General features: G+C 57.8%; 23 protein-coding genes and 1 pseudogene. 9 read left to right on the forward strand and 15 right to left on the reverse strand.

Annotated elements, in window-relative coordinates; all coding sequences use genetic code 11:
* The first annotated feature begins 28 nt into the window (after positions 1-28).
* Both ybaK and KGB21_RS29595 read left to right on the forward strand, forming a co-directional pair.
* Positions 29-499, forward strand: coding sequence for a Cys-tRNA(Pro) deacylase (gene ybaK, locus KGB21_RS11620; protein ID WP_034149014.1), 471 nt, complete (start codon positions 29-31; stop codon positions 497-499).
* A 9-nt stretch (positions 500-508) separates the two neighbouring features.
* Positions 509-658: pseudogene (locus tag KGB21_RS29595) on the forward strand (isomerase); the annotation flags it as partial.
* A gap of 43 nt (positions 659-701) precedes the next feature.
* Here KGB21_RS29595 and KGB21_RS11625 read toward each other — a convergent pair.
* Complete coding sequence (locus KGB21_RS11625) at positions 702-1,811, reverse strand: ABC transporter ATP-binding protein (RefSeq protein ID WP_034149015.1); 1,110 nt, start codon at positions 1,809-1,811, stop codon at positions 702-704.
* Complete coding sequence (gene argF / locus KGB21_RS11630; RefSeq protein ID WP_223505189.1) at positions 1,808-2,728, reverse strand: ornithine carbamoyltransferase; 921 nt, start codon at positions 2,726-2,728, stop codon at positions 1,808-1,810. The genes KGB21_RS11625 and argF overlap by 4 nt, the downstream gene beginning before the upstream one ends.
* A gap of 462 nt (positions 2,729-3,190) precedes the next feature.
* Here argF and KGB21_RS11635 point away from each other — a divergent pair, with 462 nt between their 5' ends.
* Together KGB21_RS11635 and grxD are read left to right on the forward strand one after the other, a co-directional pair.
* Positions 3,191-5,299, forward strand: a complete 2,109-nt coding sequence (locus tag KGB21_RS11635; protein WP_223505190.1) for a molybdopterin oxidoreductase family protein — start codon at positions 3,191-3,193, stop codon at positions 5,297-5,299.
* Positions 5,300-5,396: 97 nt separating this feature from the next.
* Complete coding sequence (grxD, locus tag KGB21_RS11640) at positions 5,397-5,738, forward strand: Grx4 family monothiol glutaredoxin (protein WP_034149018.1); 342 nt, start codon at positions 5,397-5,399, stop codon at positions 5,736-5,738.
* A gap of 196 nt (positions 5,739-5,934) precedes the next feature.
* Here grxD and bfr read toward each other — a convergent pair whose 3' ends face one another.
* Together bfr and KGB21_RS11650 are read right to left on the reverse strand one after the other, a co-directional pair.
* Positions 5,935-6,411 (reverse strand): bacterioferritin, encoded by a 477-nt coding sequence (bfr, locus tag KGB21_RS11645; protein ID WP_034149019.1) that lies wholly within the window; start codon positions 6,409-6,411, stop codon positions 5,935-5,937.
* A gap of 198 nt (positions 6,412-6,609) precedes the next feature.
* Complete coding sequence (locus tag KGB21_RS11650) at positions 6,610-6,828, reverse strand: bacterioferritin-associated ferredoxin (protein ID WP_008057530.1); 219 nt, start codon at positions 6,826-6,828, stop codon at positions 6,610-6,612.
* Between the two features lie 291 nt (positions 6,829-7,119).
* On the opposite strand from KGB21_RS11650, the gene KGB21_RS11655 reads away from it, so the two are divergent.
* A complete protein-coding gene (locus tag KGB21_RS11655) occupies positions 7,120-7,722 on the forward strand; it encodes a peroxiredoxin (RefSeq protein WP_007971324.1) in 603 nt (200 codons plus the stop codon).
* Positions 7,723-7,894: 172 nt separating this feature from the next.
* Here the strand turns inward: KGB21_RS11655 and rnt are convergent, their stop codons facing one another.
* Both rnt and pyrC read right to left on the reverse strand, forming a co-directional pair.
* The gene (gene rnt / locus KGB21_RS11660; protein WP_034149020.1) at positions 7,895-8,572 is read right to left on the reverse strand and encodes a ribonuclease T; all 678 of its coding nucleotides are present in this window, start codon (positions 8,570-8,572) and stop codon (positions 7,895-7,897) included.
* Positions 8,569-9,615: a dihydroorotase gene (gene pyrC / locus KGB21_RS11665; protein WP_020799892.1), complete on the reverse strand. Its 1,047-nt coding sequence runs from the start codon at positions 9,613-9,615 to the stop codon at positions 8,569-8,571. The genes rnt and pyrC overlap by 4 nt, the downstream gene beginning before the upstream one ends.
* A 159-nt stretch (positions 9,616-9,774) precedes the next feature.
* Between pyrC and KGB21_RS11670 the strand changes: the two genes are divergently transcribed.
* Together KGB21_RS11670 and KGB21_RS11675 are read left to right on the forward strand one after the other, a co-directional pair.
* A complete protein-coding gene (locus KGB21_RS11670; RefSeq protein WP_034149021.1) occupies positions 9,775-10,680 on the forward strand; it encodes a flagellar protein MotY in 906 nt (301 codons plus the stop codon).
* Between the two features lie 129 nt (positions 10,681-10,809).
* Complete coding sequence (locus KGB21_RS11675; RefSeq protein ID WP_034149022.1) at positions 10,810-12,027, forward strand: argininosuccinate synthase; 1,218 nt, start codon at positions 10,810-10,812, stop codon at positions 12,025-12,027.
* A gap of 119 nt (positions 12,028-12,146) precedes the next feature.
* Here KGB21_RS11675 and KGB21_RS11680 read toward each other — a convergent pair whose 3' ends face one another.
* Entirely contained in the window at positions 12,147-12,851 is a 705-nt protein-coding gene (locus KGB21_RS11680) for a hypothetical protein (protein ID WP_223505191.1), read from the reverse strand.
* A gap of 557 nt (positions 12,852-13,408) precedes the next feature.
* Here KGB21_RS11680 and KGB21_RS11685 point away from each other — a divergent pair.
* Positions 13,409-14,035, forward strand: coding sequence for a response regulator transcription factor (locus KGB21_RS11685; RefSeq protein ID WP_223505192.1), 627 nt, complete (start codon positions 13,409-13,411; stop codon positions 14,033-14,035).
* A gap of 92 nt (positions 14,036-14,127) precedes the next feature.
* Here the strand turns inward: KGB21_RS11685 and KGB21_RS11690 are convergent, their stop codons facing one another.
* The 8 genes from KGB21_RS11690 to metG all read right to left on the reverse strand — a co-directional run bounded on the left by KGB21_RS11690 (position 14,128) and on the right by metG (position 21,053).
* The gene (locus tag KGB21_RS11690) at positions 14,128-14,307 is read right to left on the reverse strand and encodes a PA3496 family putative envelope integrity protein (RefSeq protein ID WP_007898493.1); all 180 of its coding nucleotides are present in this window, start codon (positions 14,305-14,307) and stop codon (positions 14,128-14,130) included.
* Positions 14,308-14,413: 106 nt separating this feature from the next.
* The gene (gene nth, locus KGB21_RS11695) at positions 14,414-15,052 is read right to left on the reverse strand and encodes an endonuclease III (RefSeq protein WP_034149025.1); all 639 of its coding nucleotides are present in this window, start codon (positions 15,050-15,052) and stop codon (positions 14,414-14,416) included.
* A gap of 25 nt (positions 15,053-15,077) precedes the next feature.
* A complete protein-coding gene (locus KGB21_RS11700; protein ID WP_034149026.1) occupies positions 15,078-15,668 on the reverse strand; it encodes an Rnf-Nqr domain containing protein in 591 nt (196 codons plus the stop codon).
* Entirely contained in the window at positions 15,661-16,272 is a 612-nt protein-coding gene (locus KGB21_RS11705) for an RnfABCDGE type electron transport complex subunit G (RefSeq protein WP_034149027.1), read from the reverse strand. Before KGB21_RS11705 ends, KGB21_RS11700 begins: the two co-directional genes overlap by 8 nt.
* On the reverse strand, positions 16,269-17,255 hold the full coding sequence (locus KGB21_RS11710) for an RnfABCDGE type electron transport complex subunit D (RefSeq protein ID WP_034149028.1): 987 nt from the start codon (positions 17,253-17,255) through the stop codon (positions 16,269-16,271). The genes KGB21_RS11705 and KGB21_RS11710 overlap by 4 nt, the downstream gene beginning before the upstream one ends.
* Positions 17,242-18,252 (reverse strand): electron transport complex subunit RsxB, encoded by a 1,011-nt coding sequence (gene rsxB / locus KGB21_RS11715; RefSeq protein WP_034149029.1) that lies wholly within the window; start codon positions 18,250-18,252, stop codon positions 17,242-17,244. Before rsxB ends, KGB21_RS11710 begins: the two co-directional genes overlap by 14 nt.
* A complete protein-coding gene (locus KGB21_RS11720; RefSeq protein ID WP_223505193.1) occupies positions 18,249-18,818 on the reverse strand; it encodes an electron transport complex protein RnfA in 570 nt (189 codons plus the stop codon). The genes rsxB and KGB21_RS11720 overlap by 4 nt, the downstream gene beginning before the upstream one ends.
* Before the next feature lie 183 nt (positions 18,819-19,001).
* Positions 19,002-21,053 (reverse strand): methionine--tRNA ligase, encoded by a 2,052-nt coding sequence (gene metG / locus KGB21_RS11725; protein WP_034149031.1) that lies wholly within the window; start codon positions 21,051-21,053, stop codon positions 19,002-19,004.
* A gap of 295 nt (positions 21,054-21,348) precedes the next feature.
* Here metG and apbC point away from each other — a divergent pair, with 295 nt between their 5' ends.
* The gene (gene apbC, locus KGB21_RS11730) at positions 21,349-22,443 is read left to right on the forward strand and encodes an iron-sulfur cluster carrier protein ApbC (protein WP_223505194.1); all 1,095 of its coding nucleotides are present in this window, start codon (positions 21,349-21,351) and stop codon (positions 22,441-22,443) included.
* Positions 22,444-22,526 lie beyond the last annotated feature (83 nt).

The raw sequence follows: 22,526 nt of genomic DNA on the forward strand, positions 1-22,526 counted from the left end.
TTCTACTGCCGCCCAGTCTGGAGCTGACATGACCCCCGCATTGGATTTGTTGAAAAAGGTTCGAGCCGAACATCGCGTGCACAGTTATGAACATGACCCGAAGGCCGCGTCCTATGGATTGGAGGCCGCGGAGAAACTCGGACTGGACCCGGCGCAAGTGTTCAAGACCTTGCTGGCAGCCAGTGAAAAAGGCGAGTTGCTGGTGGCGGTGGTGCCGGTGGGCGGGAGCCTGGATTTGAAGGGGCTGGCCCATGCGGCCGGGGTGAAAAAAGTCGAAATGGCAGACCCGGCAGCTGCGCAACGCTCAACGGGGTATCTGTTGGGCGGGATCAGTCCACTGGGGCAGAAGAAGCGCCTGCGTACTTTTATCGACAGCTCGGCCCAGCCCTTGGCGAGTATTTTTGTCAGTGCCGGTCGACGCGGTCTGGAAGTCGAATTGGCCCCCGACGTGCTCGCCGAACACACCCAGGCGAAGTTCGCCGATATCGGCCGCGCTTGAGCTTATAAAGGAGAAGTCTCATGCAGCTTGAGTTTCCTGACGGCGTATCAGTGTCCGGCGCGGGGGGCGGGAGTTGCTTTTTCGGCTGAAAGGGATCGGGTGAAGATTGGCGGGAATGCGACGCTGGTGGCGACGAGCGGAAAGCTAATGTTGGGTTGAAAGCGAAAAGATCGTCCGAACGCGGACGATCTTTTGATCTTTATCAGTGCGCGGTGCTGTAGCGCCGAACACCTGACTCTACGGCCGGAATCTGCGCCGCCGTACTGCCTGAGGCCTGGAACAACACCAGATGCTCCGCCGCGACACGAATACCCACCTGCGCACCCACCAGATGATCAACATGGCTCGGAAATATCGATTCCAGTTGCGCACCAGTCGGTAGCTGCAAGCGATACAGGGTCGAAGCACCGAGGAAGGTCTTGCCCACGATCCGCGCCTTCAGCGCACTGTCCGGCGCATAAACGATGTCGTCCGGGCGCAGCAACACATCCACCGCACCACCGACCGGCCAGGTGTAGGCACGGTTGCCGCGCAGTTCACCCAGCTCGGTCTGCACCGATTCCGGGCTGCTCAGTTGGCCGCGAATGAAATAACCCTGACCGATGAAGCTGGCGACATAAGGCGTCAGCGGTTCGTGATACAGGTTGTAGGGCGTGTCCCACTGTTCCAGCCGACCTTCCTTGAATACACCGACGTGATCGCTGACGGCGAAGGCCTCTTCCTGGTCATGGGTGACCAGAATCGCGCTGGTACCACGGGCCTTGAGGATGTCGCGCACTTCGTGGCTGAGCTTGCGGCGCAATTCCCCATCGAGGTTGGAGAACGGTTCGTCGAGCAGCAACAGTTGCGGTTCCGGCGCCAGCGCGCGGGCGAGGGCGACGCGTTGCTGCTGGCCACCGGAGAGTTCGTGGGGGAAGCGCTTGCCGAGGTTTTTCAGGTTGACCAGTTCCAGCAACTCTTCGGTGACGCGATCCTTTTGCGGATGCTTGCGAATGCCGAAGGCGATGTTGTCGGCCACGCTCAAGTGCGGAAACAGCGCATAGTCCTGGAACACCATGCCGATACGACGTTTCTCCGGCGCGAGGGTGAAACCGGCGCTGGAGATGGTCTCCCCAGCCAGCTGGATATCACCTTCGTGCACCGGTTCGAAACCGGCAATCGCCCGCAGGGTGGTGGTTTTGCCGCAGCCCGAAGAGCCCAGCAGGCAACCGATGTCACCGGCGTTCAAATGCAGGTTGAGGTTCTGCACCACGCGCTGGTCTTGATAGCCGCAGGCGAGGTTGCGCAGGTTGAGCAGTAATGGCTGGCTCATGCGTGGTGGTACGCCGGCTCGACGAGAAACTCGAGCAGGGCCTTTTGTGCGTGAAGACGGTTTTCAGCTTGATCCCAGGCGACCGAGCGCGAGTCGTCGAGCAGGTCGACGCTGATCTCTTCGCCACGGTGGGCCGGCAGGCAATGCATGAACAGCACGTCCGGGGCGGCCAGATCGAGCAGGGCGCAGTTGACCTGATACGGGGCGAACAGCTGCAGGCGCTTGGCGGTTTCTTCTTCCTGTCCCATGGAGGTCCAGACGTCGGTGCTCACCAGATGGGCGCCGCGCACTGCATCTTTCGGATCGCGGACGATGGTCACGCGGTCGCCGGCCTTGGCCACGAATTCGGGGTTGGGCTCGTAACCTTCCGGGCAGGCAATGCGCAACTGGAAGTCGAACTGGATCGCCGCTTCTATATAGCTGTTGCACATGTTGTTGCCGTCGCCGATCCAGGCCACTGTCTTGCCCTGGATCGAGCCACGGTGTTCAAGGAAAGTCTGCATGTCGGCCAGCAACTGGCACGGGTGCAGGTCATCGGACAGGCCGTTGATCAGCGGGACGCGGGAATTGGCAGCGAATTCGGTCAGGGTGCTGTGGGAAAACGTACGGATCATCACCGCATCGAGCATGCTCGACATGACAATGGCGGCGTCGCCGATCGGCTCGCCACGACCCAGTTGCGTGTCGCGCGGCGACAGGAAGATCGCCTGGCCGCCAAGCTGGATCATGCCGGCTTCGAACGAAATACGGGTGCGGGTCGAGGACTTTTCGAAAATCATCCCGAGCACGCGGTTTTTCAGGGGCTCGAACAGTACGCCGCGGTTACGCAGGTCCTTGAGCTCAACGCCTCGACGGATCACGCTGACCAGCTCTTCGGGCGTGCAATCCATCAGGGAGAGAAAGTGCCTTGCGCTCATCATTGACTACCTTTTTGCTACAAACCGCAGATGCTCAAAGCCTTGTTTAACGGAACAACGGGCGAGACCTGCGGCGTAAGCCGCACGGGGCGACGAAATAGGGGAAGGCGCGATCTTATAATTAAATGTCGCGTCTTACCAATAGGGCTACGGTTTTTAGGGGATTTCAGAGGGGCTACGGGATAACCGCAGTAGCGCTTTTGAAGCCTGTTTCCTGACAGCAGCCGAGCATTTGTACACCGGCCCTGTGGAGCTTGGCAATTAACCGGGGCGGGGACGGTGCGCTGGCGGTCGGTTTCTGACCTGTTATTCGCAACACCACCCGCGGTGCTCGCAGGTCATCGGCTGGCCTGATGGACACCAATTCACAAGACGAACGTCGCTGGCGCGGTGGCGGGGCAGGCGCCATAGTTTTGTTCCCGCGGCCGATATTGCCCGCCCAGAACAAGACAGAGACTGGCCATGACCAAGACTCTCCATCACCGTGCCTGCCACTTGTGTGAAGCCATCTGCGGCCTGACCATCGAAACCACCGAGGCTGAAGCCGGCAACGTGCAGATCACCTCGATCAAGGGCGATCCGCTCGATACGTTCAGCCGCGGGCATATCTGCCCCAAGGCCGTCGCCCTGCAAGATATTCAGAACGATCCGGATCGCCTGCATCAACCGATGCTGCGGGTAGGAAGCGAGTGGCAGCCGATCGAGTGGGAAGACGCCTTCAACCTGGTGGCCGATCGCCTGGCGGAGATTCAGGCGCGTCATGGGCAGAATTCGGTGGCGGTCTATCAGGGCAACCCCAGCGTGCATAACTATGGGCTGATGACCCACAGCAACTATTTTTTAGGCTTGCTGAAAACCCGCAACCGGTTTTCTGCGACCTCAGTCGATCAGTTGCCCCATCACCTGACCAGTCATTTGATGTACGGCCACGGTTTGCTGCTGCCGATTCCGGACATCGATCACACCGACTTCATGCTGATCCTCGGCGGCAATCCGCTGGCGTCCAACGGCAGCATCATGACCGTGCCGGATGTGGAAAAGCGCTTGAAGGCGATTCAGGCCCGGGGCGGCAAAGTGGTGGTGGTTGACCCGCGCCGTAGCGAAACGGCGGCAATTGCCGATCAGCATTTGTTTGTGCGTCCCGGCGGCGATGCCGCGTTACTGTTCGGCCTGCTCAATACCTTGTTCGCTGAAGGGCTGACCCGCGCCAGTCATTTGCCGATTGACGGACTGGAGGAGGTCCGCGCGGCCGTCGCGAATTTTACCGCCGAGGCCATGAGCCCGTTGTGTGCGGTGCCAGCCGAGCAGATCCGCCAGTTGGCGCGGGATTTCGCCGCTGCCCCGACCGCCGTTTGCTACGGCCGCATGGGCGTTTCGACCCAGGCGTTCGGCACGCTGTGCCATTGGGTTGTGCAGTTGATCAATCTGGTCACTGGCAACCTCGACCGTGTCGGCGGTGCGTTGTGCACCGAACCGGCGGTGGACCTGGTGGCTTCCACGTCGGGCGGGCATTTCAATTTGTGGCAGAGCCGTGTGTCCGGGCGCCCGGAGTACGCGGGCGAACTACCGGTGTCGGCACTGGCCGAAGAGATGCTCACTGAAGGCGAAGGGCAGGTCCGCGCACTGATCACCGTGGCGGGCAACCCGGTGCTGTCGACGCCCAATGGCCGACAACTGGAGCAGGCATTGGACGGCTTGGAATTCATGGTCAGTGTCGATCTGTACATCAATGAAACCACGCGTTACGCCGACCTGATCCTGCCGTCCACCTCGGCACTGGAAAACGATCATTACGACACGACGTTCAACATGTTTGCGGTGCGCAACGTCAGTCGTTTCAACCGTGCGATCCTCGCCAAACCCGAAGGAGCGCTGCATGACTGGGAGATTTTCGTCGGGTTGGCCAAGGCGTTTGCGGCGAAGACCGGCAAGGAATTGAAACCGACCATTGCTCCGGCGCAGATGATCGACCGTGGCTTGCGTATGGGGATGTATGGCGATAACTCGGAACACAAACTGTCTTTGGCAACCCTGTTCGATCATCCTCACGGGGTCGATCTGGGGGCGCTTAAATCCAACCTGGCACCACGTCTGAAAACCGCCAACCAGCGAATCCAGGCCGCCCCGGCCGCGATCCTCGCCGACCTCGCGCGTTTTGCGGCGTTGCAGGCACCGGCTGCCGATGAGTTGTTGATGATTGGCCGCCGGCATGTGCGCAGTAACAACTCGTGGATGCACAACTATCACCGCCTGGTGAAAGGCAAGCCGCGTCATCAGTTGCTGATGAACCCGGATGACCTCGCCAGTCGCGGTCTGAGTGACGGGCAGAAGGTGCGGGTCAGCTCGCGGGTTGGCGTGATCGAAGTTGAAGTGCTCGGTAGCCTGGATATGATGAAAGGCGTGGTCAGCCTCCCTCACGGTTGGGGTCATGCCCGGCCTGGTGTGCAAATGACGATCGCCAGTGGCCAACCGGGTTCCAGTGCCAATGACCTGACTGACGAGTGTCAACTTGATGAGTTGTCAGGGAATGCGGCGCTCAATGGTGTTCCGGTGACCGTGGCGGCGGCCTGATCGTATCTGACGGAGAGACCGAGCAGGGCGCTCGGCTTTCCGTTACAATGCGCCACCGTGCCGACCCATGAGTCGGAAAGTTCAGCCGAGGTGCTCCATGGATATCATCGAAACGATTAAAGAGCAGATTGCCAACAACACCATTCTGCTTTACATGAAAGGCTCGCCAAATGCCCCGCAGTGCGGCTTTTCCGCGAAAGCCGCGCAGGCCGTGATGGCGTGTGGTGAAAAGTTTGCGTACGTGGACATCCTGCAGAACCCGGAAATCCGCGCCAACCTGCCAAAATACGCCAACTGGCCAACTTTCCCGCAACTGTGGGTCGGTGGTGAGCTGGTTGGCGGTAGCGACATCATGACCGAGATGGCTGCAGACGGTTCGCTGCAAACCACCATCAAGGCTGCTGTTGAAGCTGCTGCTGCCAACAAGAGCGAAGCCTGATTCAGTACCTGTAGGAGTCTGGCTTGCCAGCGATGAACGATGACGCGGTTCATCAAGAGCACCGCGTTATCGTTCATCGCGAGCAAGTTTGCTCCTGCAGAGGTTTCAGGCAAGCCTGAAATCCACGCATAAAAAAGCCCCGCCTCTGTAAAAGAGTGCGGGGCTTTTTATTGCATCGAGATGAGTGGCGCTACGTTTATTCGTCGTCGCCCATCTGCGATTGCAAGTAGTTCTCGATACCGATTTTATCGATCAGGCCAAGTTGGGTTTCCAGCCAGTCGATATGTTCTTCTTCGGACTCAAGGATATCTTCAAGCAGTTCACGGCTACCGAAGTCGCCGACTGTTTCGCAATGTGCGATCGCCACTTTCAGATCGGCGTGGCCGGTCTTTTCGATACGCAGGTCACACTCGATCATTTCCTTGGTGTGCTCGCCGATCTGCAGCTTGCCCAGGTCCTGGACGTTCGGCAGGCCTTCGAGGAACAGGATGCGCTTGATCAGCTTGTCCGCGTGCTTCATCTCGTCGATGGATTCGTGGTACTCGTGCTTGCCGAGCTTGTTCAGGCCCCAATCTTCGTACATGCGCGCATGCAGGAAGTATTGATTGATCGCGACCAGTTCATTGGCAAGGATCTTGTTGAGATGCTGGATGACTGTAACGTCGCCTTTCATGATGGGGTCCTGCCCTTTATTAGCCGTCAATAGGGAAGAGTTTGAGCCCCGTATTTAATAGTGTCAAACCTAAGTTATTGAAACTTAAATGAAAATTAATCGGAATAAGAATGTTTGTGTTCCGCGTCTAGAGCCTAAGCAATTGATTTTCAGGCATAAAAAAACCGGACTTCAGTCCGGTTCTTTGAAATAGCGTATTTATGCGGCTGTAAATTCGACAGGAAAAGGAATCGCAGCCTGGGCGGTTTGCAGTTTGGTCAAGGTTTCGCGGACCACTTCCTTGGCCAGGCAGGCACATTTGCCGCATTGACTGGCAACGCCGGTGGCCTGGCGGACTTCCTTGTAGCTGCAGCATCCTTCATAGATCGCATCGCGGATTTGGCCGTCGGTGACGCCAGTGCAGAGGCAAACATACATAAGTGAAAACCGTCGCTTGTTTATGCTCGAATGCGATGGATCTTAATGTTAACGAGAATGATTGTCAAAGTGCTTTCGGGGCCCTTTTTTCAGCGCTGACGAACGGTAGCCAACAACGAAATCTTCTCCGGCGTTTTTTACCTGAGCGGGAAAAACCGTTAAGGACAGGTCAAAAACGCAGTGTATGATGGCCGGTCTTTTCGAAACGGGTTCGTGTCACAGGGCTGTCGCCTGACGGTGGCAGGCTGATACGAATCTTGTTTTATACGTTTCTACACCAGGAGATATCCAATGAGCGTACTCGTAGGCAAGCAAGCCCCTGACTTCACCGTACCGGCTGTACTCGGCAATGGCGAAATCGTAGACAGCTTCACCCTGTCGTCGGCCATCAAAGGCAAATACGGCCTGGTGTTCTTCTACCCACTGGACTTCACCTTCGTTTGCCCGTCGGAGCTGATCGCTCTGGACAACCGCATGTCTGAGTTCAAGGCACGCAACGTTGAAGTGGTCGCGGTCTCGATCGACTCGCACTTCACCCACAACGCCTGGCGCAACACCCCGGTCAACAATGGCGGTATCGGCGAAGTCCGTTACACCATGGCTGCCGACATCAAGCAGGAAATCATGAAGGCCTACGACGTTCAGTCCGCTGACGGTGTTGCTTTCCGTGGCGCATTCCTGATCGACGACAAAGGCGTGGTCCGTTCGCAGATCATCAACGACCTGCCGTTGGGCCGTAACATGGAAGAGTTGCTGCGTCTGGTCGACGCTCTGCAATTCCACGAAGAGCACGGCGAAGTTTGCCCTGCCAACTGGAAAAAAGGCGACAAAGGCATGAACGCTTCGCCAGAAGGCGTTGCTGCTTACCTGACCGAGCACGCTGCTGCTCTGTAAGGCCGTTCCAGGTACAAAAAAACCGGCCTCAGGGCCGGTTTTTTTATGCGCGGAATATGTCCAGAACCCTGTAGTAGCCAGCTTGCTGGCGATGGTAGCCGTTATGCCGCCATCGCCAGCAAGCCGGCTCCTACAGAGGCGTGCATCCTGTAGGCGCAAGGTCGCACCTGGATCAATCGTCGAAATCTTCCCAGCCACCCATCTGCTTCCAGCGATTGACGATGCCGCAGAACAGCTCGGCCGTCTTCTCGGTGTCATAGCGAGCCGAGTGGGCCTCGCGGCCGTCGAAGTCGATATCGGCGGCCTGACAGGCCTTGGCCAGCACGGTTTGACCATAGGCCAGACCGGCGAGGGTGGCCGTGTCGAAGCTGGAGAACGGGTGGAACGGGTTGCGCTTCATGTCCAGTCGCGCGACGGCGGCGTTCAGGAAGCCCAAATCGAAGCTGCTGTTGTGCCCGACCAGAATTGCCCGCTTGCAGCCGTTGGCCTTGAGCGCCTTGCGCACGCCGCGGAAGATGTCGTTCAGGGCCGCTTCTTCACTCACTGCCATGCGCAGTGGGTGATCGAGCTTGATCCCGGTGAACTCCAGCGCTGCCGCCTCGACGTTCGCGCCTTCGAAAGGCTCGACCCGGAAGAAGTAGGTGTGATCCGGGTAAACAAAACCCTTTTCATCCATGGCGATGGTGGTCGCGGCGATTTCCAGCAGAGCGTCGGTGGCCGAATTGAAGCCACCGGTTTCTACGTCGACGACAACCGGCAGGTAGCCACGAAACCGTGCGGCCATTGGGTGACGGGAACCGCCGCCACCGCCATTACCTTCCTGTTCGTCGTCGTAATGGTCTTCACTCACGCGTGTTCCTCCAGCAGGCGCCAGCGCAGTTTTTCACCGGCGCGCAGCGGGATAACGGTCAGCTCGCCAAATGGCAGGCTGGTTGGGGCGGTCCATTCTTCGCGAACCAGGGTGATGCGATCGGTATTCGCCGGCAGGCCGTAGAAACGCGGGCCGTTGAGGCTGGCGAAGGCTTCGAGCTTGTCCAGCGCGTTGCGCTGTTCGAAGGCTTCGGCGTACATCTCGATCGCGGCATAAGCGGTGTAGCAGCCGGCGCAACCGCAAGCGGCTTCTTTGGCGTGCTGGGCGTGGGGCGCAGAGTCAGTGCCGAGGAAGAACTTTTCGCTGCCGCTGGTGGCGGCGTCAAGCAGGGCTTCCTGGTGCGTATTGCGCTTGAGAATCGGCAGGCAATAGAAGTGCGGCCGAATCCCGCCCACCAACATGTGGTTGCGGTTGTACAGCAGGTGATGCGCGGTGATGGTCGCGCCAACGTTGGCCGAAGCCGAGTTGACGAACTGCACGGCGTCCGCGGTGGTGATGTGTTCGAACACTACTTTGAGCGTCGGGAAACGCTCGACCACACGGCGCATGTGCTCATCGATGAAGATTTTTTCGCGGTCGAACACGTCGACATCGCCACGGGTGACTTCACCGTGAATCAACAAAGGCATTCCCACTTCGGCCATGGCCTCAAGTGCAGGGAAGATCTTGTCGATGCTGGTGACGCCAGAGTCCGAGTTGGTGGTCGCACCGGCCGGGTACAGCTTGGCGGCGTGCACGAAACCGCTGGCCTTGGCCTCGCGAATTTCTTCAGGCTGGGTGCGGTCGGTCAGGTACAGGACCATTAGCGGTTCGAACGGGCTGCCGGCCGGGCGGGCAGCGAGAATCCGCTGGCGATAGCCGTCGGCTTCGGCCGCATTGCGGACCGGAGGAACCAGGTTGGGCATGATGATGGCGCGACCAAAGGTGCGCGCGACATCCGCGACGGTATTGGTCAACACAGCACCATCGCGAAGATGAATATGCCAGTCGTCGGGACGCAGCAGGGTCAGGCGGTCGGACATGAGGGGATTCCAGGCGGGTCAAACTGAGGGGAATGCTACCGGAAAAGACTCTTGCAGGCACTCGCTATCAAGTTTTGCGGGAAGCTTCCGATATCCAACAGGTATGCCGTAAACAAGTGTGTGTCGGTCTTTGTGTTGTAGAAACCAGTGGAGCCTCCCGTGCGCCAGCGTTATTTAGCCTTGCTCAGTGTGTTTGCCAGCCTTCCCGCGATGGCGCTCACTTTCCAGACCCGTCTGGAGAGCATTGAGTGGACGGTCGAAGGCGACAAGTTCGAATGCCGCCTGACTCAGCCGATCACCGATTTCGGCTCGGGGCAGTTTGTGCGCCGTGCTGGCGAGCAGGCGACATTTCGTCTGAATGCTTACAACGCCATGATGGGCGGCGGTTCTGCGACATTGCTGGCGGCCGCTGCCCCTTGGCAACCGGGACGTGGCGATATCAACCTGGGCACGGTGAGAATTGGCAGCGGCAATGTGCTATTCAACAGCTCACAGATTCAGGCCGGGCGTTTGATCAGTGGCCTCATGGATGGGCGCAGTCCGGTGGTTCGGCATTCCTCGGGCGACGGCCGGGTGTCGGAAGTGCGGTTGCTGCCGGTCAAATTCAGCAAGGCTTTCGCTGATTATCAGGGCTGCGTGGCCAAGTTGTTGCCGCAAAACTTCGAGCAAGTGAAACAGTCCGAGGTTGGCTTCCCTGGTGGAGGTATCGATCTGGATGCCGCCGCCAAAGCCAAGCTGCAGGTCATGCTGGAGTACATGAAGGCTGATCCGACGGTCAATCACATCGAACTCGATGGCCACTCCGACAATAGCGGCAACCGATTGACCAATCGTGATCTGTCACGCCGCCGGGCCTTGGCCGTCATGGAGTTTTTCAAGGCCAACGGGATTCAGGAATCGCAAATCACTATCCGTTTTCACGGCGAGCGTTATCCGTTGGCGCCCAACACCAACAACGCCAACCGCTCGAAGAATCGCCGGGTAGCCGTACGCCTGGAGCGAGGGGCTCCGGCGGAGCAGGTTGCCCCTCAGGCTACGAAACCGGCAGCGTCGGCGACTTCCTGACCTGACGGTCATCGTCGCGCTCTCGACAGATTCTGTCGCTTCGTCGTCATAAGCTGTCGCGCCTCTGTAAATTATTCTGTATGAGCGGTAGACTTCACGGCTTTCCGTAGAACCCCGTGGAGTGATGGCATGGCGGACGTAAACAAGGTCGTTCTGGCGTATTCCGGCGGCCTGGACACTTCGGTGATCCTCAAGTGGCTGCAGGATACTTATAACTGTGAAGTCGTGACCTTCACCGCTGACCTGGGTCAGGGCGAAGAGGTCGAACCTGCACGCGCCAAGGCTCAGGCCATGGGCGTCAAAGAAATCTACATCGACGACCTGCGCGAAGAATTCGTGCGCGATTTCGTGTTCCCGATGTTCCGCGCCAACACCGTTTATGAAGGCGAGTACCTGCTGGGTACTTCCATCGCTCGTCCGTTGATCGCCAAACGCCTGATCGAAATTGCCAACGAAACCGGCGCTGACGCCATTTCCCACGGCGCCACCGGTAAAGGTAACGACCAGGTTCGTTTCGAACTGGGCGCGTACGCCTTGAAGCCAGGCGTGAAAGTGATCGCTCCGTGGCGCGAATGGGACTTGCTGTCCCGTGAAAAACTGATGGATTACGCTGAAAAGCACGCGATCCCGATCGAGCGTCACGGCAAGAAAAAATCCCCGTACTCGATGGATGCCAACCTGCTGCACATCTCCTATGAAGGCGGCGTGCTGGAAGACACCTGGACCGAGCACGAAGAAGACATGTGGAAATGGACCGTCTCCCCGGAGAAGGCTCCCGACAAGCCGCAATACCTGGAACTGACCTACCGCAACGGCGACATCGTCGCACTGGACGGCGTCGAAATGACCCCGGCTACCGTGCTGGCGACCCTGAACCGTATCGGTGGCGAACACGGTATCGGTCGTCTGGACATCGTCGAGAACCGTTACGTGGGCATGAAGTCCCGCGGCTGCTACGAGACACCTGGCGGCACCATCATGCTGCGCGCCCACCGTGCGATCGAATCGATCACCCTGGACCGTGAAGTGGCTCACCTCAAAGACGAGCTCATGCCGAAGTACGCCAGTCTGATCTACACCGGTTACTGGTGGAGCCCTGAGCGTCTGATGCTGCAACAGATGATCGACGCGTCCCAGGCTCACGTGAACGGCGTTGTGCGCCTGAAGCTGTACAAGGGCAATGTGATCGTTACTGGCCGTAAGTCCGACGAGTCGTTGTTCGATGCCAACATTGCGACCTTCGAGGAAGATGGCGGCGCTTACAACCAGGCGGACGCGGCAGGCTTCATCAAGCTGAACGCCTTGCGTATGCGTATTGCAGCGAATAAAGGCCGGAAGCTTTTCTGAAGCTTTTGAGCTTGTGATGGGTTTGTGGCCTCGTCATTGACGAGGCCACAAATTTGCAAAATATCGTTTCTGTATGACACTGCGCTTCATTCATTTTTATCGTCTGGTGCTCCCTTGCGTCACGATTGATTGCTGTGCGCCATCAGGCTGCTTTGATCAATGACCGTCATCTCGTGTGAATTCAAGTTATAAGCCACATAAAAAGCGGCGCTGCCTTGTTTTCTTGTCTGCTTTGAGCGTGCACTTTCTTTCACTAACCTCTCCGATTCTGCACCGGTAAGAAACAAAATTACGCGGCCCTTCCTCGCCTGTGGTTTTTTGATTTTCTCCAGTAAAGTGCCGAACTCGATTTTTTCGCTCACCCAACGGGCATCAATGATGTAGAGGTCTTCCAAAAGCTCCGGCATCCGGCCGTGATGCTGAAACGAGAGGGTAGCCGATAGGTCGGTTTCGATCGGCGGGGCCTGTGCAGTTCGCGAGGGCGGAACTGATCGCCAATCATCAATCGACGAATCCCGGCCACTGTTGTCGAGCGACATCATTGAATTGTCATTTTCCGGGCGCTCAACATTGTCCAGCGCCTTCATGAAGTGCTCTTCCTTTTCAAAGTCCGAAGGCGCGTAAAGCGACCGATAGTTAAAGTTGAGCGTGGCGAAAAAAAGAAGCAGCAAGTAAAAAGGAAAGCTGATCAAAAACCAGATGTAAATTTCTCGATCCTCATTGTCCAGAAAAGGCAATGAGATGGCCGCCGATGTTTCGGATAGCGTTGCGAATATCGCGATAATGGTCATGGGGTTGGTCATTCTTTTTTTGAGTTTTGTCATATCTTTTGCTCATGTGATTTAATCTTTTCTTAGTTCGCTTATGGTTGTTGTGGTTATTGGTTGTCATAGTATCTGTGGTGTTTGTAGTTTGGTTATTTTATTTTAACTGTGTAATGTTTTTTGGAATTTTTAAATGCTTCTCTGTTTTTGGTTTTTAAATTGCTTTTCTGTAATAATTGATCATGGGTGTTTTTTTGCTGTAAGAGCAAGTGGATGCATTGTGTATGATATTTCTGGTATGAATGTGGATTCAGAAAATATCAGTTACTTCCGACCTTTGTTTAATGGTTGGTGCTTGTCGGAATGCCGCTGTTTCGCATTTCTAACTGATTTTTCGGTCGTGCGTCGTTACAAAAAACTATTGAGAATTGAATTGTCTTCACGCTTGTTCCGTTTTCGAGGCGTCGTGTCATTGGTTTTTTTGTAAGACTAATCCGCAATATTTGTAGGGAATGTCTCTCGCTGTGGGTGGCCGGGGGGCACGGCATGCCATGGATGAAACGACTAGGCTATTGTGCGGGCTCTAAAAATTCGAACAGCGAAAATTGGACTTGCCCATGAATAAAGTGCTGATCGTGGATGATCACCCCGTCATTCGTCTTGCGGTGCGTATGCTGATGGAACGTCATGGCTACGAAGTCATTGCAGAGACAGATAATGGCGTGGATGCATTGCAACTTGCCCGTGACTGTATGCCGGACATTGTCATTCTGGATATTGGAATACCGAAACTGGATGGGCTGGAAGTTATTGCGCGGTTGGCATCGACAGCAATGCCGGTGAAGGTATTGATACTGACGTCGCAGGCGCCCGGGCATTTTTCCATGCGTTGCATGCAATCGGGGGCGGCTGGATATGTCTGCAAGCAACAGGACTTGACTGAGTTGCTCAGTGCAATCAAGGCGGTATTGTCCGGTTATAGTTACTTTCCCAATCAGGCGTTGCATACAGTGCGTGCAAGCCTTGGGAATGCCAGCGAAGCGGATATGGTAGATCGGCTTTCAGGGCGCGAAATGATGGTCTTGCAACAGTTGGCCAAGGGCAAGACTAATAAAGAGATTGCTGACGGGATGTTCCTTAGTAACAAGACCGTCAGTACTTACAAGACGCGTCTTTTATTAAAGCTTAATGCGCGCTCTTTGGTTGACCTGATTGAATTGGCTCAACGCAATGGGCTTGTGTAATCCGTTAGCGTAGAGCGATATGCGATGAACGGGCATTTATCGCAAGTCGGAACATAATAAAAAAAGCCTCCGTTTCGGGAGGCTTTCAGGTGTCATAAGTCAAAATCGTAATCGGCCAATTGCTTTTGCAGTCGGCGCTCCTCCAGAAGGTTATCGATGGTACGGCGCTTGCTAAGGTTGGTTTTCGCTACTTCAACCACCGGTTCAGCGTCATCAGCCTCGACGGGGGTGAAATCGTCCTCTACGTCCAATTGCTCTTTGCCAGTGCTCATTTAGTTACTCCAGGCTAAGACGGCCTTTGGGGCTCCTTATATCGATATTCTTCCAGTCGGTAAAAAAGATTTTTTCAATCGATAAATCAATAAACTTAATAGTGTCTCAATCGTCCGAGGTCTTGTGCTTGTATTCGCACAGGTCTTCGATCCTGCAACTGCCGCAGCGAGGCTTGCGAGCGAGGCAGACGTAGCGCCCGTGGAGGATCAACCAGTGATGGGAGTCGAGGAGGTATTCCTTGGGCACGAATTTCATCAGTTTTTTCTCCACCTCAACCACATTCTTGCCGGGCGCAATGCCGGTGCGGTTGCTGACCCGGAAAATATGGGTGTCTACGGCCATGGTCAGCTGACGGAACGCGGTATTGAGCACAACGTTGGCGGTTTTACGGCCTACGCCGGGCAGCGCCTCGAGTTCTTCGCGGGTCTGCGGTACTTCGCCTGCGTGGCGTTCCACCAGCAAGCGACAGGTCTCGATCACGTTTTTTGCTTTGCTGTTGAACAGGCCGATGGTCTTGATGTATTCCGACAAACCCTCGACGCCCAGTGCGTGAATCGCCGCCGGGGTATTGGCAACCGGGAACAGTTTTGCAGTGGCCTTGTTGACGCCGACATCGGTCGATTGCGCAGAAAGAATTACTGCAATCAGCAACTCGAACGGTGAGGAATAGGCCAGTTCGGTCTTCGGTTCCGGGTTGTCTTCATGCAGCCGGCGAAAAATTTCCAGACGTTTTGCGGCATTCATCGGCAGTGCTTTTCCTTGAGGACGGTCAGTGTGAAAGAGGTGTCGGGCGGTGCCACGCTTGCCATGCGGCGATCAGCAACCCCAACAGAATGAAACCGCCAGGGGTAAGCGTGGCCAGGCGTAAACCACCGTCAGCGGTCAAAACCCAGCCCTGCCAGCCGGCCTGTGTCATACCGGCCAGCCACGGTAGATGAGTGGCGATCGTCCCGCTGCCGACGAGTTCGCGCAGCAGCCCCATGCTGACCAACACCAAGCCGAAGAGGCCACTCAACCGCAGACGATCTCGCCACGGTCTCTGGAAATAACCAGTGTGTTCCAGGACGACGCACTGCAAGGCGATCAAGCCTGCATAAATCCCCACGTGCTGATGCCATTGCAGCGACCAGACTTGCGCACCCAACTCCGCGCAAGTGGTCAATGTGGCAGCCAGCAGCACGCTGGTCAGCAAGTGCGTCGTCGGATGCATTTGCGGCCTCAATGCGCCCATGCTAAGGCCAAAACAACTGATCACGAGCATGAACATCAGCCACAGACCGAGAGCAGGCGTCAGCGAACTGGTGGCGCCAATCAGGGGTGCAAGCATCAGCGTGTTCTGCAGAGTCGATGATTTATTCATGGGAAGAACTTCCGAGCAGATGTTGCCGGTGTTCATCGAAGTAGCGCAACGCTTCATGGAGGGCGTTAATGACCGCCCTGGAAGTAATCGTCGCGCCGGCGATCTGGTCGAATTGCCCCTGATCTTTTCTCAGCGCCCAGCCACTGTCGCCGGGTTCCGACCGTGATTTGCCGGAAAACACCTGAAGCCACGCATTGGGCCAGTCGGCGATCCGCGCGCCCAGGCCCGGAGTCTCCGATTGCTTGAGGGTTTTGACGCCGACCAGCCTGCCGTTGACATCAATGGCGATCAGCAAGTCAATCGTGCCGGCATAGCCCAGGGTCTGGCTGCGCAGCAACACCGCGCAAGGCTGGCTGGCTTTGGTCGCGCGGTAGCCTGTTATCAAGGTGCTGTTGGTCAACTCGGTGTTTTCGAGGGTGAGAGGCTGTTCCAGCGGTTGATTGTCATAGCTGTCGGGTGGCAACAAGTCGAGCAGGTTACGGCTGTCAATCAACCGTTGTTCAGCTGCAATACGGGGGGCGCTGCTGTACTGGACGTAATAGCTCAGACCAATGCCAACGGTGGTCAGAACTATCAGGATCGCAACGCTCGATGCGCGATTCATGGCGCAGTTCGCTCCTGTCTTGATGCGGCAAACCGCTCCAGCGCCGGTACGCAAAGGTTCATGAGGAGTACGGCAAACGCCACGCCATCCGGGTAGCCGCCCCATGTGCGAATCACATACGTGAGCAGGCCGACGCCAACGCCGAACAACAGTCGTGCCCCGGGGCTTTTCGCGCCGGACACCGGTTCCGTCACGATGAAAAACGCCCCCAGCATGCTCGCGCCAGTGAGCAGGTGAAACAGCGGTGAGCCATGTGAATCGGAGCCCGAGCCGTTCCAGCACAACAAACTGCTGATGAACAGGCTGGCGAGCATGCCGACCGGTGCATGCCAGCTGAACACTCGCTGTCGCAGAAGAAATGCACCACCGGCGAGAAAGGCCAGGTTCACCCATTCCATGCCTCGGCCACCGAAGTGACCAAACGCTAAATTTGTGGAGAATAATTCATCCATGGTCAGGCTTTTGTTGATCCGCAGGCTGTCCAGTGCCGTCGCCTGGACCCAGGCATCCGGGGGCTGTTCCAGGCCGAATACCTGCTGCAAGCCGCCCAGCAGATTCATGCCATGGGGCGCCGGCCAGTGCGTCATCTGCTGGGGAAAGGTCACCATTACCAAGGCGAAGCCAAGCATCGCCGGGTTGAACGGGTTGCCGCCGACGCCGCCATACAGATGCTTGCCGAACAGCATTGCGCAAGCGGCAGCACAGACCGTCAGCCACCATGGGCAGTAGGGCGGCAAGGCCAGGGCCAGCAGCGTCGCACTGACCAAGGCACTGCCGTCGCTCAAAGTGGTTTTGAGCGGGCGTCTGCGCAACTGCAATACAGCCGCTTCAACCGCCAACGCACTAAAACTTGCCAACAGCAGATTGAATAAAACCCCCCAGCCATACAGCCAGAACAGCACAAGCAACCCCGGCAGCGTGGCTAGCAACACCCGCTTCATGGCCTGCTGGAGGCGCTCGTCAACCGCTTCAAGGGGAGGCATAGGCATCCACCTGACGTTCAGCATCGCTGAGTGCACGCTCCAGGATTTCGATCTGTTCGGCGGGCGCTTCGTTGGCTTGAGCTTTCTTCAGTTCGGCGCGGCGCATGGCCAACTGGATCTTCGCCCGATTCAAATCGGCATTCTTTGCCGGAGCCGCAACGGGTGCCGAGACGGGTGGAGCGGTGCTTTCGAGCTGCGCCAGGGCTTTTTCGGCGGCCTCGAACTGTTGTTGCAGGACAATCAGTTGCGACTGCTGTTCGAAGGTCGGCGGATGGCCGAAGGCTTTGAGCGATTTGTTCAATTGCGCCCGGCTCATCGCCAAATCGATCTTGGCTTTTTTCAATGCCGCGTCGGCATTGGCGGCTTTCTGCGCGTGGACCCGCTCGAGGGCGGCCTGCACCGGGTCGACCGACACTTCACGTGGCTGGGCTGCGCGTTGCGCCCGGGCCTGGCGATCGGCGGCTTTCTGTTGTTCTTCCCGTTGCAGGCGGGCGTTGCGCTGTTCGAAACGGCGGCGAGCGTGATTGCGTTTGGCGGCACGGGCTCGTTGCTCCTCAACACTGAACGCCAGACCGCCGACAATCGGCAGCACCGTAGCCATCGGCAGCGGCCGCATTTCGATGCAGTCCACGGGGCAGGGCGCCACGCAGAGGTCGCAACCGGTGCATTCGTCGATGATGACCGTATGCATCAATTTGGCCGCACCGATGATGGCGTCAACCGGGCAGGCCTGAATGCATTTGGTGCAGCCGATGCACTCGGCTTCTCGGATGTAGGCGATCTGCGCCGGAGCCGAACCTCTACTCGCATCCAGTTCCAGCACCGGTACTTTAAGCAGCTCGGCCAAGGCTTTGATGGTTTCGCTACCGCCCGGCGGACACTTGTTGATGGGCTCACCGTTGACGATGCCTTCGGCGTAGGGCTTGCATCCGGGATGGCCGCACTTGCCGCATTGAGTCTGCGGAAGGAGGGCGTCGATGCGTTGAATCAGACTCATGTTTTGATCAGTCCACTGAATCCGAGAAAAGCCACTGCAATCAGGCCGGCACCGATCAAGTCGATCGGCAGGCCGCGAAAGGGCAGGGGGACATCATTATCGAGTGTGCGTTGGCGCAGGTCGTTAAACAGACTCAGCACCAGCCAGAAGCCCAGCCCGGCACCCAGGCTCAGGGCTGTGGCGTGGAAGAGGCCGTTGTCGTCCTGAGCGTTGAACAATGTCACGCCCAGGATGCCGGCATTGGCCGCCATCAGCAGCCACAGGCCGTCGAATGAAAGCTTGGGCAGCAACCGCGCAAGCAGCTTGAGCAGAGGGGCGATCAACAGCACGCTCAGCGGTAGAAACACGAACAGGCGCAGGGCCGTCATATCCAGCGGCACAAGCAGCCAGTGATAAAATGCGTAGCCGAGCAAACCGACAATCAACATCAGGCACGTCGTTGCAATGCCCAGCGCATGGACTTGCCGGCGTTCGCTGCCCAACAACGGATCGACGCCCAGCGGCCAATGCAACACGAGGTTGTTGATCAGGGCAGTGCTGATGAGTGTCAGAAGCAGTTCGGTCATGATCGTCCATATCCGATGCTGGATATCCTCTGTAGGAGCTGCCGCAGGCTGCGATCTTTTGATCTTGAAAGCGGAATCAAAAGATCGCAGCCTGCGGCAGCTTCTACAGAGATAGTATGGGCCAGACATGAAAATCCCACAGTCGCGCGAGGCACGACTGTGGGATCAGTTTGCCGCAATCCCTTACTTGATCCGCTGACCAGGCTTGGCGCCGCTGTCCGGGCTGAGCAGGTAGATTTCTTCACCGCCAGGGCCGGCCGCCATCACCATGCCCTCGGAAATGCCGAACTTCATTTTCCGTGGCTTGAGGTTGGCGATCATCATAGTCAGGCGACCATCGAGCTTGGACGGATCCGGGTAAGCACTCTTGATGCCGGAGAACACGTTGCGTTGCTCGTCACCGATGTCCAGGGTCAGGCGCAGCAGCTTGTCGGCACCTTCCACGTGTTCGGCCTTGACGATCAGCGCCACGCGCAAGTCGACCGCAGCAAAGGTATCGAACTCGATTTCCGGCGACAGCGGATCCTTGGCCAGCTCGCCGTTGCCGGCAGGTGCTGCGTCGCCGGTGTCGGTCTGGCTGGCGGTCAGGTCTTCTTTCGAAGCGTCGGTCATGGCTTGCACTTTTACTGGATCGATACGGGTCATCAGCGGCTTGAACTCGTTCAACTGATGGTTGGCGAGCAAGGTCGCGTGGTCGTTCCAGGTCAGCGGCGCGACGTTGAGGAACGCCTCGGCATCGGCGGCCAGCAGCGGCAGCACCGGTTTGAGGAAGATCACCAGTTGGCGGAACAGATTGACGCCGGTGGCGCAGATCGCCTGGACTTCATCCTGCTTGCCTTCCTGTTTGTTCAACGACCACGGAGCCTTGTCAGCGATCCAGGCGTTGGCGCGGTCGGCCAGGCCCATGATCTCGCGCATGGCACGGGCGAAGTCGCGGGCTTCATAGGCGTCGGCAATGCCAGGCGCGGCGGCCAGGAAGGCTTCGGTCAGTTCCGGCGCGGCGTTGGTGTCGACCATCACACCGGCATTGCCTTTGTTGATGAAACCGGCGCAACGGCTGGCGATGTTGACGACTTTGCCGACCAGGTCGGAGTTGACCTTCTGCACGAAGTCTTCGAGGTTCAGGTCGAGGTCATCGACGCCACGGCTCAGTTTGGCCGCGTAGTAGTAGCGCAGGTATTCCGGCGACAGGTGATCCAGGTAGGTCCGCGCCTTGATGAAGGTGCCACGGGACTTGGACATTTTCTGGCCATTGACGGTCAGGTAGCCGTGTACGTTGATGCCGGTCGGCTTGCGATAACCCGCACCTTCGAGCATCGCAGGCCAGAACAGGGCGTGGAAGTTGACGATGTCCTTGCCGATGAAATGGTACAGCTCGGCGGTGGAGTCCTTGCCCCAGAACGCGTCGAAGTCCAGCTCCGGCGTACGGTCGCAGAGGTTCTTGAAGCTGGCCATGTAGCCGATCGGCGCGTCCAGCCACACGTAGAAATATTTGCCCGGCTCGTCGGGAATCTCGAAACCGAAGTACGGTGCATCGCGGGAGATGTCCCACTGTTGCAGGCCTGCGTCCAGCCATTCGGCAATCTTGTTCGCCACGGCGTCTTGCAGAGTGCCGCTGCGGGTCCAGGTTTGCAGCATTTCCTGGAAGTCCGGCAACTTGAAGAAGAAGTGCTGGGAATCCTTGAGCACCGGAGTGGCGCCGGAAATCGCAGACTTTGGATCTTTCAGGTCGGTCGGGGCGTAGGTCGCGCCGCATTTTTCGCAGTTGTCGCCGTACTGGTCTTCAGTGCCGCATTTCGGGCAAGTGCCCTTGATGAAGCGGTCGGCCAGGAACATTTTCTTTTCCGGGTCGAAGTACTGAGTGATCGAGCGCTGGGCGATGTGCCCGGCGTCGCGCAGCTTCAGGTAGATCTGGCTCGACAGCTCACGGTTTTCTTCGGCGTGAGTGGAGTGGAAGTTGTCGAAGTCCACCAGGAACTCGGCAAAGTCGGCGCTGTGTTCAGCCTGGACGTTGGCGATCAGTTGTTCCGGGGTGATGCCTTCTTTTTCCGCGCGCAGCATGATCGCCGAACCGTGGGCGTCGTCGGCGCAGACATAAATGCATTGGTTGCCGCGGTGCTTCTGGAAGCGCACCCACATATCGGTCTGGATGTATTCCAGCATGTGGCCAAGATGGATCGAACCATTGGCATAGGGCAGGGCGCTGGTGACGAGGATCTTGCGTGGCTCGGACATGGGGCTCGGCTACTTGATGAAACGGAGGTCGGCCACTATAAAGCGCTGGCGCGGATTTTTCATCCTGTGCACCTGTTTCCTGTTGCTGCAATCGCAAAAAACCGTGGCGAGGGAGCTTGCTCCCGCTGGGTGGCGAAGCCGCCCCCTAACCTGTCGATGCCAATCTGTCAGACAAACGGAGTCATTCGAATGACGGCTGCTGCGCAGCCGGACGGGAGCAAGCTCCCTCGCCACAATTGGATGGCCGGCGTAGGATACCCGCCATCTATTCCCAGTCTTGTTTTCGGAGTTGCCCATGAGCGCCGTCAATCGCGCAGCGGTGGAAGCCGTCCTTCGCCAATACACCGACCCTTACCTGAACCAGGACCCGGTCAGCGCCGGATGCGTGCGCAACATCGAAATCCAGGGCGATCGCGTCAGCGTGCAGCTCGAACTGGGTTACGCCGCGGGTCTGTTCAAAAGTGGCTGGGCGCAGATGCTGGAAATGGCTATTCAAGGATTGGATGGCGTAGCAAGTGCCCGCGTCGACATCACCAGCGTGATCGCCGCGCACAAGGCTCAAGCGCAGATTCCGGGCCTGGCCAACGTCAAGAACGTGGTAGCCGTGGCGTCCGGCAAGGGCGGTGTGGGCAAGTCCACCACCGCGGCCAACCTGGCATTGGCGCTGGCCCGTGAAGGCGCCAAGGTTGGGATTCTCGATGCGGACATCTACGGGCCGAGCCAGGGCATCATGTTCGGCATCGCGGAAGGTACCCGGCCTCAGATCAAGGATCAGAAGTGGTTCGTGCCGATCCAGTCCCATGGCGTCGAAGTGATGTCCATGGCATTCCTGACCGATGACAACACGCCGATGGTCTGGCGCGGGCCGATGGTCTCCGGCGCCTTGTTGCAACTGGTGACCCAAACTGCGTGGGGCGACCTGGATTACCTGGTCATCGACATGCCGCCAGGCACCGGCGACATCCAGCTGACCCTGGCGCAGAAAGTCCCGGTGGCCGGTGCCGTCATCGTGACCACACCACAGGACCTGGCTTTGCTGGACGCGCGCAAGGGCGTGGAAATGTTCCGCAAGGTCAACATTCCGGTGTTGGGCGTGGTGGAAAACATGGCTGTGCACATTTGCTCGAACTGCGGACATGCCGAGCATCTGTTCGGTGAGGGCGGCGGTGTAAAACTGGCCAATCAGTACGGCGTGGAGCTGCTGGCTTCGTTGCCGCTGGCGATGGCCATCCGTGAACAGGCCGATGGCGGTAAGCCAACGGTGATCGCCGAGCCGGACAGTCCGATCGCCCTGGTTTACCAGGAACTGGCACGTCACGTTGGCGCGCGGATCGTGTTGCAGGAAGCTGCGACGCCGGCGATGCCGAACATCAGCATCAGCGACGATTGATTCCGGTCACCTCTTAAAAGATCGCAGCCTGCGGCAGCTCCTACATGGGATTGATGTTCACCCTGTAGGAGCTGCCGCAGGCT

Origin of the sequence: Pseudomonas sp. GL-RE-29 (assembly GCF_019947275.1) — a bacterium.
GTDB classification, from domain to species: domain Bacteria; phylum Pseudomonadota; class Gammaproteobacteria; order Pseudomonadales; family Pseudomonadaceae; genus Aquipseudomonas; species Aquipseudomonas fluorescens_A.